The 13,677-nt window shown below is 44.5% G+C and carries 14 protein-coding genes; 5 read left to right on the plus strand and 9 right to left on the minus strand.

What is annotated here, in order from left to right:
- The first annotated feature begins 16 nt into the window (after positions 1 to 16).
- A complete protein-coding gene (locus ISR87_00970) occupies positions 17 to 175 on the plus strand; it encodes a hypothetical protein (protein MBL7023997.1) in 159 nt (52 codons plus the stop codon).
- A 15-nt stretch (positions 176 to 190) separates the two neighbouring features.
- Positions 191 to 2,020, plus strand: a complete 1,830-nt coding sequence (locus ISR87_00975; protein MBL7023998.1) for a hypothetical protein — start codon at positions 191 to 193, stop codon at positions 2,018 to 2,020.
- Positions 2,021 to 2,028: 8 nt separating this feature from the next.
- Here the strand turns inward: ISR87_00975 and ISR87_00980 are convergent, their stop codons facing one another.
- From ISR87_00980 to ISR87_00995, 4 genes are read right to left on the minus strand one after another with little or no spacing between them, the layout of a single operon-like run.
- Complete coding sequence (locus tag ISR87_00980; GenBank protein ID MBL7023999.1) at positions 2,029 to 2,718, minus strand: hypothetical protein; 690 nt, start codon at positions 2,716 to 2,718, stop codon at positions 2,029 to 2,031.
- A 33-nt stretch (positions 2,719 to 2,751) separates the two neighbouring features.
- Entirely contained in the window at positions 2,752 to 3,198 is a 447-nt protein-coding gene (locus ISR87_00985) for a hypothetical protein (protein MBL7024000.1), read from the minus strand.
- 42 nt (positions 3,199 to 3,240) lie between these two features.
- Positions 3,241 to 3,960, minus strand: a complete 720-nt coding sequence (locus ISR87_00990; protein ID MBL7024001.1) for a hypothetical protein — start codon at positions 3,958 to 3,960, stop codon at positions 3,241 to 3,243.
- A gap of 4 nt (positions 3,961 to 3,964) precedes the next feature.
- Complete coding sequence (locus tag ISR87_00995) at positions 3,965 to 4,162, minus strand: helix-turn-helix transcriptional regulator (protein MBL7024002.1); 198 nt, start codon at positions 4,160 to 4,162, stop codon at positions 3,965 to 3,967.
- Positions 4,163 to 4,312: 150 nt separating this feature from the next.
- Between ISR87_00995 and ISR87_01000 the strand changes: the two genes are divergently transcribed.
- From ISR87_01000 to ISR87_01010, 3 genes are all read left to right on the plus strand, one after another.
- Positions 4,313 to 4,861, plus strand: coding sequence for a hypothetical protein (locus ISR87_01000; GenBank protein MBL7024003.1), 549 nt, complete (start codon positions 4,313 to 4,315; stop codon positions 4,859 to 4,861).
- 186 nt (positions 4,862 to 5,047) lie between these two features.
- Positions 5,048 to 7,510 (plus strand): TonB-dependent receptor, encoded by a 2,463-nt coding sequence (locus ISR87_01005; GenBank protein MBL7024004.1) that lies wholly within the window; start codon positions 5,048 to 5,050, stop codon positions 7,508 to 7,510.
- 273 nt (positions 7,511 to 7,783) lie between these two features.
- Positions 7,784 to 8,023: a hypothetical protein gene (locus ISR87_01010; protein MBL7024005.1), complete on the plus strand. Its 240-nt coding sequence runs from the start codon at positions 7,784 to 7,786 to the stop codon at positions 8,021 to 8,023.
- A gap of 155 nt (positions 8,024 to 8,178) precedes the next feature.
- On the opposite strand, the gene ISR87_01015 is transcribed toward ISR87_01010, so the two are convergent.
- The 5 genes from ISR87_01015 to ISR87_01035 all read right to left on the minus strand — a co-directional run bounded on the left by ISR87_01015 (position 8,179) and on the right by ISR87_01035 (position 13,655).
- Positions 8,179 to 9,285 (minus strand): PAS domain S-box protein, encoded by a 1,107-nt coding sequence (locus ISR87_01015; protein ID MBL7024006.1) that lies wholly within the window; start codon positions 9,283 to 9,285, stop codon positions 8,179 to 8,181.
- A 118-nt stretch (positions 9,286 to 9,403) separates the two neighbouring features.
- Complete coding sequence (locus ISR87_01020) at positions 9,404 to 10,354, minus strand: flavin reductase family protein (protein MBL7024007.1); 951 nt, start codon at positions 10,352 to 10,354, stop codon at positions 9,404 to 9,406.
- Positions 10,355 to 10,369: 15 nt separating this feature from the next.
- Complete coding sequence (locus ISR87_01025) at positions 10,370 to 11,383, minus strand: fumarylacetoacetate hydrolase family protein (GenBank protein MBL7024008.1); 1,014 nt, start codon at positions 11,381 to 11,383, stop codon at positions 10,370 to 10,372.
- Positions 11,384 to 12,493: a histidinol-phosphate transaminase gene (gene hisC, locus ISR87_01030; protein MBL7024009.1), complete on the minus strand. Its 1,110-nt coding sequence runs from the start codon at positions 12,491 to 12,493 to the stop codon at positions 11,384 to 11,386. It abuts the gene before it with no gap.
- A gap of 4 nt (positions 12,494 to 12,497) precedes the next feature.
- Positions 12,498 to 13,655, minus strand: a complete 1,158-nt coding sequence (locus ISR87_01035) for a homogentisate 1,2-dioxygenase (protein ID MBL7024010.1) — start codon at positions 13,653 to 13,655, stop codon at positions 12,498 to 12,500.
- Between the last annotated feature and the right edge of the window lie 22 nt (positions 13,656 to 13,677).

Here is a 13,677-nt window from a genome sequence, read left to right on the forward strand (position 1 = left end):
TGGAGCCTTATCAGGCATGAGTAAGCTGTCCATTGCCAAAGAATTCGTCGTTTTTCTCCGCGAAAATAAAAAAACCTGGATGATCCCCATTGTCATGATGTTGTTGTTTCTGGGCGTTATCATTGTGGTGGGACAGGGTAGTTCACTGGCACCCTTCATTTATGCCATTTTTTAAGCACTTGAGATTATCATGAAAAGTAAAAAAAATGTATTCACCATTTTTGCAGCACTCATCCCTGTTGCCTTTCTCGCATTAATAGAATTATCCCTATGGATTGTGGATGCTTATCCTCAACCCCCGCTTTTTTTTGAAGTAACAGAAGGAGATACATCCTTTACTCAAATCAACTCCCAGGTGGGTGAGCGCTATTTCGATAAAGCCATCATGCCGGTTCCCAATCTGTATCCCCAGAAATTTAGTTCGGAAAAACCTGCCGGGACCATACGCATATTCTGTCTTGGTGGCTCCACCACGGCAGGATTCCCCTATGAAATGACTGCACCTTTCCCAAAGCAGCTTGATCTGCTTCTGAAAACAGATTATCCCCAACGAAACTTTGAAGTCATCAATATGGGGCTGTCCGCCATTAACAGTTTTACAGTTGTGGACTGGATTCCTGAAATACTGAAGCAGGACCCTGATTTGATCCTGCTTTATATGGGTCATAATGAGTTTTATGGGGCCTATGGTACGGGCTCCACAATTTCCCTTGGCCATGATGGCAGAATTGTTCGTCTTGCTCTAAAGTTTCAAAAATTCCGGGTCGTACAGATGATCCGCTCCATCATTCGAGGTTTTGCTGATCCCACGCCTTCCGTAGGCAACCCGACCCTCATGGAGAAAGTGATCGATAATAAGTTTATAGAAACCAATTCTGTTCTCAGGATAAAAACACGGGATAATTTTTCAGCGAACTTAGCTGTTATTCTAACAGCATGTAAATCCGCAGGTGTACCGGTTATCCTGAGCAACCTGGTCAGTAACATAAAAGATCAAATGCCTCTGGATGTGACATCCAACCCACAGCAGACCTCAACCAAAGCACACGAGCTATATCTCAAAGGTCTCCGTGAATTTCGACAGGGTGATACAACAACTGCCCACATTTCCCTTACCCGTGCAAAAAATACCGATCAGGTTCCCTTTCGTGGGAATGACTATCTCAACGAGATACTTCAGCTGCAGGCCGGCCGATATGGTCAACCCATTGTGAATATGAAGTCTGCCTTCAGGCGCGCTTCCAATTCGACTATCCCAGGGAATGACTTGTTTTGCGATCATCTCCACTCCAACCCCATTGGTTACCATCTCATGGCACGGGAATTTCGCAAGGCTATGAATAGAATTGATTTGCTACCCATGACTCCCATTCAGGATATAACCATGCAACCGATCTTGGTTACCGACCTAGATTGGGAAATTGGTGCATTGCAGATATTCAAGCTGAGACAGCGTTGGCCCTTTGGCAACAGCAACATAGATTACACCGATTATACTCCCCTGTACAATGACATGACCGTCCAATTGGCCAAGGAATACCTTTTCGATCATACCATCTGGGGCAAAGCCCATAGTGACATGGCAGACTATTACCTGAAGCAGGGCGATTTCAACAAGGCTTGTCAGGAGTATCAGGCAATTGTTGAAATACATCCTGAAAAAACGGAGTATTACACCAAACTGATTGAATGTGCAAAAGAACTTCGTTTGTGGGACCTGGTAAAACAAACCAGCCAGAATGCGCTTGTTACTACCACATCAAGAGGGATGTTTTATTATAATCTGGCGATTTCGCATAGAATGACTGGCGATATGGAGCAGGCTATATCTATCATTGAAATCGCGCTCAAAGCACCTGAATTGACCCGGATCCAACTGGCAAATGTTCGTTTTACCTATGCAAGGTTTTTGCTGGAGGTTCAGAAACCTTCAGAGGCAGCATCAGTTCTAACTGAACTGGTGAGCGAAGTCCCTGAATTTGTAAAAGCCCAGGAACTTCTTTCAAAACTAATCAATTAGGTTCTCGATTATTCGGTAGAGACTTTCCCCACTCTAAGAATTTTATCTGCATCAATCTCCCTGAAAACATCATGCAGAAATTCGACATAAATCTCTTCAGTTTTACGAATTTCAGTATGAAAGGGATAGATAGGCAGGAGTAGTACCTCGACCCATTTCTTTGTGTTTGCACTGCGAGAATAGGTTTTAATCAACCTGCCTTGGTCATCAAACACTTCAACATCCAGATAGTATTCCTGGGTGTATGGTATGGGAACAAGCGTCAGTGAAAGTACAGATCCTATCGATCCCAGGAAGTACTTACTAAATGATTTCTCCTTCCTGAACTGCATAGCTATTCTTAGTTCGTAATTAGCCATGAGAGAATCTTTCAAAGCGAGACGCTCAGGATCCGACATATCCGAGGCAAACTCGGTGAAAGCTGCGAATCGATTGAGATTTGAAAACTCATTGGTAGCGTCAAGCAGAATATCATCATAGCCATCTAGAATTCTGTATCTGTTCTGAAGTTTAGGCACTGCATCCAGCCCCCTGGTTTGCACGAGATGTCTGGAAACAAAAAGGACATCCACTGGCGCTTCCCCAAGTGTTTTATTTGGGCTGAGGCCACTGGCACCTTCAATGTCTGTTTTGAAGGTTGCACAACTTGAAACCATTATGCACATGCCGAGAATCGAGATTAAAACGAACTTCTTCATGTCTATCTCCTTTTCACGTGTTTTGAAGAACCCTTATGGATTTTTGCGGAGGGTTATTGCTCCAGGTCGCATACTCAAATCAAATATGAAATTGTTGGCAAGATGAAAATCTCCAATTGTGGCATTATCATGAACTGCCTTCATGAGTAGCGTAATGCGTTTTTTGTGAAACTCACTGTTTGGAAATATTTGCCCCTGGATACTTCCTTTGATGCTATAGCCACCATTCCAGTCATCCACTTCAATTTCTGCATCCACTATTTGCGCGTTGCCTACTGACCCTGTGATATCCAGATCTGGTGTCACCCTTAAGGTAAAGCGAACCACCCCAACTTCATCACCCAGGTTAACATTATAAAAATGCCCTTCTCCCTGCCAGTCACCAATGAATTGCTCGAAATCTGGTGGGTCTGTCTGCCCCATGACCAGGGTGCATAGTCCCAGCAATACTATGGTGACAATATTCGATTTGTTTTTCATTGGACCTCCTCGGAGGGTTTTGGTTGGAGATGATTCCATTTCTTATGACGATTCATCCTGTTTGCTCCCGCTCCGAAGTAAAATAATTCCACTGGCTAGAAGTGGTCCTATAAAAAGCACAATGACCATCCCCCGTCCTCTTTCAAGCGGATTGGGACCAAATATTTCATAGAGATGAAAGAAATAGAAGAAGAAGGCTGAAACTACCATTAGAATTACACCGGCTATTTTGGGCCATCTCGTGGCGACATAGGCCAACAAGAAAAATGGAGCCGCCACAAGTGATTGCATGATCAGAGCGATGGGATCAGTAAGATGTCCAACTATGTTGAATACCAACCACACCCATCCGAAACCGTAAAGAACCCGTGATACTGTTTTTTGAGGACCCCAGAAAGAGAGTAGAGAACTTAGAAACCAGGTAAACCAGAGCACAGCCAGGATCAAGGATACCGTAACCTCGGGTTCTTCCACATTACGCTCTCCAGACCGCAGGTAGGAAACCAGGAGAAAAGTGAATAGACCCGCTGTAAGAAAAGCATGGTAGCCTGCCCGTCGATCTGCCCGTCGTTGAAATTCATCCTGATCATTTAATAATCCCATTTCCCTGAGAATGCCGGGACCAAAGGTACCCAGGGCAGCCAGAGATAGGAAGGTCCAGCTAATTTCTGAAAGACCAAACCCGAGGAGAACCACCACGCCAGCGATAAGCGTTGCATGAGTGGGCTGCCAGTCCAACCGGCCAAACAATTTGTTGATCATCTTCCTACTCCTCCAATTCAAATATTTCTTCTACGGTAGCGCCCAGAACCTGTGAGAGACGCAACGCCAACCCCACTGATGGTGAATAGCGACCTTTTTCAATAGAGAGAATGGTCTGGCGAGTGGTTCCAACTTTTTCAGCCAACTGTTCCTGGGTCAAATCCCCGGCTTTTAGTCGACACAACTTCAAATTATTTCGAATATCATACTTAGGTCTCATATACCAATATACAATAAACTGTACATAATGGAAAGTTTATTTTACATTTTTGCTTGCATTACTCGCCTGGTTACCATATTTTCAATCACATCAAGAGCCCATCTTTTGATAAACCTAATGGAGGGGAGCACCATGAAGTATTGTCTAACGCTTGTTTTTATGATGATTTTCTTTATGTCATGCAGTGTCATTGATAAAGACGCTCAAAAATTATTTTCAAACCGGACCGGACCATTCGAGGTAACTGTTTACCCCGTCCATGTTGTGATTTCAGAAACAACCTTTGCAGATACATCACTTCAAAAGGAGCTTGTTCAATTTCTCAATGATAGTGGCCTGGCCAAGGCCGTGGCTTCGGGGAAAGATGTGGACATCCCATTTCAATGGGGAGCCAATCAGGCAAAGATGTACCGTAGAAGCGCCGAAGCCTTTGCTGCTGCCATCGCGCTGGACAAACCAGCTACATCCTATGCTCTACTCATAGAAACCCTGAGCATGGGGGCTGAGAACAACATGGGGGGCGTTCATTTCTACCTCGTTGATACTACAGGTAAAGTTGTTGCTGGTACTCTTTCAAACTCCCATTGGGAAGAATTTAAATCCATATCTCCCCAAGATAGAAAAGCAGGTATGCAGGTCGCATTTTCGCTCCTGAAAACACTTACTATCGAAACCTCTTGAACACACAGTCATCCCCACAGAAACTTCTGCGGGGGTGGCTAACATTCTCACTCTTTTAGCACTCCCTAACTATTTTCACACTTCTCTTAACCTTTTTACTTATGTCGTGTCTCAGTTATGTTGTCGGCCAATTGAAATAGTAATCGCTGGCCAATGATCGGTCTCGATTTGATAAAGGATTAATTCATGCTTCGACCTATAAAACTTGCCATCCCCTTATTATTGATTGCCCTTTTAGCCACTACCCTTGTTGCTCAACCTCAACACGGTCAGGGAAGAGGTGGTGGGAACCGACCCAGCAACGGCATTGTTGGTAAAATCCTGGATGATGTGTCAGGAGTTCCCGTACAATACGCCAATATCATGCTCCACGATAGTGATAGCGAGGCCGCCATAACAGGTACCATCACGGATGAAAGAGGCAGATTCCACATAACACCTGTCAAACCGGGCCACTATTTCGTGACCATCAAATTCATGGGTTATGATGAATTGAGAATCGATAGTCTTACCATCACCATGGCGACACCCATGGCCATGATAGGTGAGGTCTTTATCGTACCGGCCACCATGTCAGGTGAATCAGTGGTGGTTGAACGAGAACGTACTACCATGGAATACAAGATTGATAAAAAAGTGATCAACGTCGGTCAGGACCTCACATCCAGTTCAGGGACGGCAGTTGAAGTGCTGGAGAATGTGCCTTCAGTTCAGGTAGATATAGAGGGTAATGTTGAACTCAGGGGTAGCAGTAATTTTACCGTTCTTATTGACAACCGGCCTTCTATTCTGGAGGGAAATGAAGCCCTCCAAACCATCCCCGCCAGTACCATCGAGAGTATTGAAATCATCACCAATCCATCAGCAGCATATGATCCAGATGGGGTTTCAGGTATTATTAATATCATCACCAAGAAAAGTAAACTTGAGGGTATGAGTGGTATAGCTAACCTGAATGTAGGGACGTTGGGACAAGTGGGTGGTGATTTCCTTCTCAATTATCGCAACCATAAATACACCGCCTACATCAGTGCTGCCTACCATACTCGCATATACGAAGGTCAGGATACAAGTCTTAGCCAGACGACAGTTGGGGATACAGTTTATTCTGTGGGTCAGCTGGGTGATAATCGCTTTCAGCATGGTGGCTACCGACTTCGCACGGGAGTTGACTTCAATATCTCCGACAAGGACATTTTTGGTGTCAAGCTTTCCTATGGGTCGAGAGGGTTTAGCCGGTCTGGCGAAAACTCATTCTCTGAGTATACCAACCTTTTTATGGTTCCAATACTATCTACTTCAGAAGCCATCTCTGAGCGCGGAGGTGCCTATTATAGTCTTGGTGCCAACTATGAGCATCAATTCAATGGCCCCACCCATCGCCTCGCCATAGATGGAAGCTACAGTATTCGAAGATCAGATGAGGAAAGTACGACGGAACAATTTGATGTTAGCGGGAACCAGATAAGCGGAAAAATCACGACAGAAGAAGGACCCACAACGCGAGGTCGTCTCGAGGTTAAATACGAACAACCCTTCGCCAATGACGGCAAGTTGGAAGCTGGTTACCAAATTCGTTATGGACTTTCAGCAGATGAAAGTGGTCTCCAGAGATGGGATTCCGGGACGGCTGATTATGTGACTGTGACTTCCTATGATTATGATACAGAGTACAAACGCGACATTCAATCTCTATTTGGTGTCCTTTCTACAAATATTGGCAAGCTGGGTGTACAGGGTGGTTTTCGTGCAGAGTATACATTCAGAAACATCTCTGTAATTGATAGCATAGATTTTGAGATCGATCGTTGGGATTATTTCCCAACACTTCACCTGTCTTATAATATCACACCAACCAAAAAATTCATGACCAGCTATTCCAGACGGATACGCCGTCCCCGGGGCTGGTTTCTGGAACCCTTCGAAACCTGGACAGATGCCTATAATGTGAGAGTGGGAAATCCTGGACTGCTTCCCCAATACATCAACTCCGCTGAAGCCGGGTATATGCAATATTTTGGGAAAAACATGCTCTCGGCTGAGGTTTATGTCCGCGAAACCACCAACCTGGTTGAGGGGGTTCAAAGTGTGTATTCAGAGAATGTCATTTTGCATACTTTTGATAATGTGGGAAATTCGCTCTCCGTCGGTAGTGAACTTTCCTTGCGTCTTTTGCCGTTTAAGTGGTGGGATTTTAATCTCATGGGCAATATATATCATTACGAAATCAATGATCAACCAGCCAGTTTCAATCAGAACATCGAAAGCGACAACTGGTCCCTGCGTTTCAACAATAACTTCACTGTCAATAGCATGATCAAGTTGCAGATGAACGCCATGTACAATAGCCCATCTGTTACCGCGCAAGGCGAACGCGAAGCCATGTTCTTCCTCAATGGCGGTGCTCGTATCAATATTATTGAGAACAAGCTCAGTGCTTCAATCAATGTGCGTGATATCCTGGATACTGGTGACCATGAGTTTACCAGTCAGGGTGACGGCTGGTATCGTTATCAGTCCTCTGATAGAGTAGCACCAATCTATTCAGTTTCCCTCAAATACATTTTCAACAATTATCGGTCAAAGGACCGAGGTGGGAATGGTGATGCTATGAATGGTGGAGAAAGCGCTGAGGGTGATGACTTCTAGGTCAGCCCCAGGACGCTAGAAAGTATTTGGCATGAGCATAAACTGTATTTATCATCCTGCCGTGATGATAAGAAATATACATATTAAGTCTTTATTTCATGATTCCGTGGGCACACAAGCCCATGGATCAGCAATTATATGTGGAGAATGTTAATAGGTAGACCTATTCACTAACACATACCACAGAGGTATTTAAAACCCCGCTGATCCTAGAGATAGCGGGGTTTTTTTATTTCAGGAACCTTAACCAAATAGCCAAGAAAGGGGTTAGAAATGAACCTGAAAGACATGGTAAAAGGAGGACAGAAAGTAAGAATCAGTTTTTATAGCCGCGGGAGTTTGTGGTACATCACAGATAGTGGCTTTGAATTCCCCGTACCTGTAGGAGACCGAGCTGAAGTTGGCAATGCCACCTTCCTGGCTGAGGATAAGGCCATCTATTTCATGCGCTACATTCGGAAATACATGCAGTTTCTGGAAGACGCACGCATGGAAGCACAAAAAAGATCATAACAAGACAAGAAGCTGCCCTGAAAGGGTGGCTTCTTGATTTAAGAACGAGGAACACCGATTGAATATTGAATATTGGAGAGTGGTTTATACATAAATCTGTGGTAAAAGAAAAAAGACTATTTCAGGTTCTGAGACAGCCTCTTGTATTTAAATCTTCAAACCTGTTTTCGAAATTTTATATAGAAGGAATTACCACCCCGAGATCTGGGGCGTACACCGACCTCGGCATTGTGTGCCTTAGCAATTCGATTCACAATGGCCAGACCTATTCCATCACCTGCTTGAGAACTATCCAGTTGGACACCACGCTCAAATATTTTCAATCCCACATCCTCACCAAGCGTCTCACCCTCATCATTAACTTCAACCAGTATGGATGCATCGTCATCTACTGCCACAACAGAGACTTCAGTACTATTTCCAGCATATTTAAGTGCGTTGCTAAGATAGTTATTGAAGACTTCAACAATGATTGGATTTGCATATACGGACAGATCTGCTGGGATCGATATCTTGGTTGCGATACCTTTTTGGGCAAAGGCTTTTTCATACTCACCCTGAGCAGATTGAACGATTCTAGAGAGATTGAGTTCTGTGAGATCGATATGTTCATTCATCGATATTTGAGTCAGGGCTCGGGCATTTGAAATCACTTCAATGAGCCTGAGACTACTTGCATTAATGGCTTGAATCTTTTTGTCCTCAGGTAATTCATCCTTCAACATATCCGAGATACCATAAATAGCATTGACTGGATTCATAATATCGTGATTAATGATATCTAATAACAGGGTCTTAAAATTGTTCTCCCACTCAAGTTTCTCTGCCAGGTCTTTGTATTTTTCATTTGATTTTTCGAGAGCTAGCTCATGTTTGATTGATTCTTCAATATCCCTATCAATTCCTCTAAAACCAATCAATACGCCATCTTCATCAAAAAGCAGTTCTGCAGAACTTTCAAGAATTTTCATTTCACCACTTTTATGACGAAATCGACCTCTGAACTGTCGCCAGGGGACACCATCTTTAAGCTCGGTATTGAATTTTTTAATTGCTTCGGGACTGGCATCCTCAACAGGCCAAAACATGCTCACGTGTCTACCAATTAATTCCCTGGCTTCATATCCCAGAATCGTTTTTACAGCATCATTGGAATAGGTGTGGATGCCATTCACATCCATTTCCCACACCCAATCGGTTAGGGAGTTGAGAAACCTCCTTAACTCGGTGTTTTCTGGACAGGTCTTTTTTAATTGGGACATCTTGGCGATAAGCTAAAATAATTTGTTAAGAGTAAAAGTGATTGCCTAAACTCTTAAAACAATTCAGTCAAGCTCCAGGTCGAAATATCGTTAATAAATGATATTGAAAAACCGAGGTCTATAAATCATTGTGTAACACGAGAACATTGATGGCAAAACCAGTATTGCCTGCGGCAAGGGAAGCTTTAGCGGCCATCTCAATCTTATGTTTTCCTTGAGTTGGGTTCGAAGACAGGTGCTCCAATCCCTCACGATATAGCTTGTAGTAGTCAGACTCAATGTTGGCTGGACCAAGATCGCCCAAATATTGCCGTGCGGATTCTGGGGTAGGCAATTCTTCTAATGATCCCAGTTTCCCCAGGTCATTTCCCGAAAGAATGCTTGATTCTCGTATACCCCTCGGTAACTGATCAATACCCATGCCCTGTCCTGTGGGTTTATCAACAGTGAACAGAGCAGCTCCTGAAGCCCGTGTGTAGTAATTAAAGCCATTCCGCCCAACCAGGTCTAAAGCATCAGGAGTCATTTTTCCATCTTGCATCACTGCTTCAGCGATATGGAATCTCACCACCCGGCACAATACCAGATTTCCAGATCCCTTTTTACCACCCAGGGGAATAATCTGTTCCACCTGACACTCCATATGGAAGGGGGAATTTTTAACCCGTTTTGGTCTCACCACATCAGACGCCAGCGTATCAAATCCCGCCTTGATAAACTCACTCAAGTCTGACCCATAAGCAGTAGAAGCCAGGCTTACCTGCTCCACCAGGTCAAAGGGTACGGCGTGGACCACACACTCCGGTATCTTTTCCAGGTTTAACAAGGTATCCTTGGCAGAACCATCCTTGCCACTATAGGCAGGTGAAAAAGCGATGTAGGGAGGATTTGCTCCAAAGGTGTTAAAAAATGAAAATGGAGCGAGATTATCAATGCCGTCTTCTGAGATGGTCGAAACCAGAGCAATGGGGCGAGGGCTTACCCCGCTGAGTAATAGATTGTGAACCTCTCTGAGGGGTTTCTGTTCAGGATCAACACTGATAAACCCACTGGATTTAGCTTCATTCACACCAGTTATTCCTTATTAACTCATTTTCTTTGTGGCAAGCAGTGAGTGGTCCAAACCACTTGACTTCATGGTGTTATTTAAAACACCCAAACCATCAATCCTAAGTTCAATTTCATCATCGGGGAGTAACCAGACCGGTGTAAAATCTTCGCCAGCTTCTTTCGCTTCAATAGCAGCCGTTCCATTCAATTCCAGATAACATCCACTGCCCACAGTGCCTGATCCAATCACATCGCCTGGGAAAAGCTCCACCCCATAGGAAGCCCGCTCGATAATTTCAGCAAAGGTCCAGGTCATATCCTTCATATTCCCATCTGAGATCTGGGTTCCATTGTGGAAGGCCTGCATTCCCAGGGAATAGGTTGCTCCAAAATCAGTCTCAATTTTGTAATCATCCAGTTCATCTGGTGTGACCAGCCAGGGTCCAATGGTGGTGGCAAAATCCTTACCTTTGGCAGGACCCAGGTTGAGTTTCATCTCTTCCATCTGAAGCAGACGTGCCGACAGATCATTCATGATGGTGAAACCTGCGATATACGCATCTGCATCCTTTGAAGCGATGTTTTTACCCCACTTCCCAATAACTACGGCAACCTCCAGCTCAAAATCAAGCTTATGCAGATGATCCGCTTCAACAACTACCTCACCTGGACCGAAAATGGCATTGTGATTGGTGAAATAGAAAATGGGAAATTCATCGAATTCAGGGATCATGGGGACACCCCGGTTACGGCGGGCAGTAGCCACGTGTTGCCTGAAAGCATAGGCATCCCTGCATGATGGCGGGTATGGGATGGGCGCCAGAAGCTCGGCGTTTTTTACTGCTGAGACACCCAGACCGCGTTTGATTCGCAGGTTCAGAGTTTGAAGGAACTCCATTCCTGATTCCTCCAGGTTAAGGAGCTCTAGAACGGTTGAGGGCAATTCAACCCCGATGGTTTCTCCACCTTTTTGGATATCATATACCCGGTCCTGGATTATGAGTCCACTTCGATGCGTGTCATCTGCTTTATAAGAAACAATTTTCATTTACTTTCCCTGATTCAAAATTATTTGATAGACTTCTTCCATGATATCCACTGCAAACTCTGTTTCTTCCATGGTTCCTGAATTCACCCTGATCCCGTTGGGAACACCAAATTTGTCTACGTGACGTACAATTAACCCACGATTGGCACATTCCTCCGCAAAGCGGGCGGCATCAGCTTCTGTGGGCATTAAGGTAAGTATAAAATTAGTGTGCGTTTTGACTTGAGGAATCCCGATGCGGTCAAAGTTCTCTTTAAGCATGTTTAATGACCGTTGATTAAGCTCTATGGTCTTTTTAAGAAACTCGTCATCGTCCAGAGCGGCGATTCCAGCCTGCTGGGCCAGTAGATTTGGTTCAAAAGGCAGCTTCACCTTGTAGAGGGCTTCGATGACTTTATCTGGTCCCACAGCAAAGCCAATACGCAAACCTGCCAAACCCTGTGCTTTGGAAAGCGTGCGTGTGATCACAAGGTTTTCATAGTCATACCTGATGCCATTGGGATAGCCTTCAAACTCACTGGCATAATCAGTATAGGCCTCATCCAGGATCACCATTATATGGTCTGGCACCTTGGCCATAAAAGCTTCAAATTCCTTATGGGAAAACATGGTTCCAGTCGGGTTGTTGGGATTGGCCAGATAGATCATACTGGTTTTTTCAGTAATGGCACCCTGCAGAGCTTCCAGATCAAACCCATACTCCTTGAGCGGTAATTTTATAAGCTTACGCCCGGTTTTGCTGATGGAAACATAAATCCCAATAAAGGTACCCTCGCAGGTAATGATCTCATCACCTTCTTCAGTAAAAGCGGAGACGATATAGGCCAGAAGTGAATCTGTACCGTGACCACAGATAATGTGGTTGGGTTGAACCGAGTATTTCTCTGCAATAGCCTGCACCAGATCATAGGAAGCTGGATCGGAATATCGATTCAGACCTGAGAGGGCTTCTTCTATGGCTTTCAGCGCCTTGGGGCTGGATCCCAGGGGATTCTCAGCTGAAGCCAGTTTCACAATACGAGTCAGGTTTTTCTCTCTGGCTAGTTCAGAGATGGGTTTCCCTGCTTTATAGGGAATCAATTGTTCGACAAAGCGTGGTATTTTTATCATATGTTTACAACCATGATTTTGGATAATTATCGTCTTGGCATTCCCGAACCTTCACAGTGGGCTTGAGGGGCTCAAAGGTATCAATCATAAATGCGTATTCATCAGTTCGCTTTACCCCAACTGAAGCTTCAGTTCGACCTGGTTGGGGACCATGCGGAATCCCACCAGGATGCCAGGTCAAGGAACCTGCACTGACGCCCTTGCGTGACATAAAATCACCATCCAGATAATAGAGAACTTCATCGCTATCAATATTATTGTGAAAATAGGGTGCAGGGATTGCCGCTTCGTGAAAATCAAAGGGTCGCGGAACGAAATTGCAGATGACAAATGATCCTGTGGTAAACAGCAGATGGACGGGCGGTGGCAGATGGATACGGCCCACCTTGGGGTGATAATCCTTAATATTGAATGTGAATGGATAGAGATACCCATCCCAACCAACCACGTCAAAGGGATGATGTGGGAGAATATGTTCAGCGAATTGATCATCCATTTTTACCAGAAGTTTGAACTCGCCACTTTTGTCAACGGCTTCCATATACTCAGGAGGCCTGAAATCCCTTTCACAGAAGGGAGCATCCTCAGTCAACTGTCCATATTCATTGCGGAAATGTTTGGGAATATCAAAGGCGGAGGTGGACTCAATAATCAGCAGTTTATTGTTATCATAATCTTCGAATTCCATGGAATAAATCGTCCCCTTGGGTATGACGATCTGATCTCCTGGGCCAAATGGATTCACGCCATAGGAACTTTTGAGAAGACCTGAGCCATGATGTACAAAAATCAGCTCTGAAGCCCTGGCATTTCGGTAAAAAAGATCTGAATCCCGGCTAACCCTGGCAGTGGAGATGGCACATTGTGAATTTTCCAGTAATTTTTCCCGGCTGTTAATATAGTCACCTCCCAGGGGTGACTTATCGGTATTGCAATGGGTATAAACGACAGGGGCATCAACCCAGGCTTTTGAAATCTCCAGGGATACTTCCTGTATGGCACGAGTTGCCGAAGGGATATGATGGTGGTAAAGATTTGAGTAAATACCGGAGAAGCCCTTACTGGACACCAGTTCCTCGCGGTACAATTCCTGCTCATCTTCTTTATAAAATGTGGTATGTTTGACTCTGGGAATCTCTCCCAGTTTATGATAAAATGGCATGCCCCGCTCCCTCTATTCCTTG

The sequence above is a fragment of the Candidatus Neomarinimicrobiota bacterium genome (genome assembly GCA_016784545.1).
Lineage (GTDB): Bacteria > Fidelibacterota > UBA8477 > UBA8477 > JABMPR01 > JABMPR01.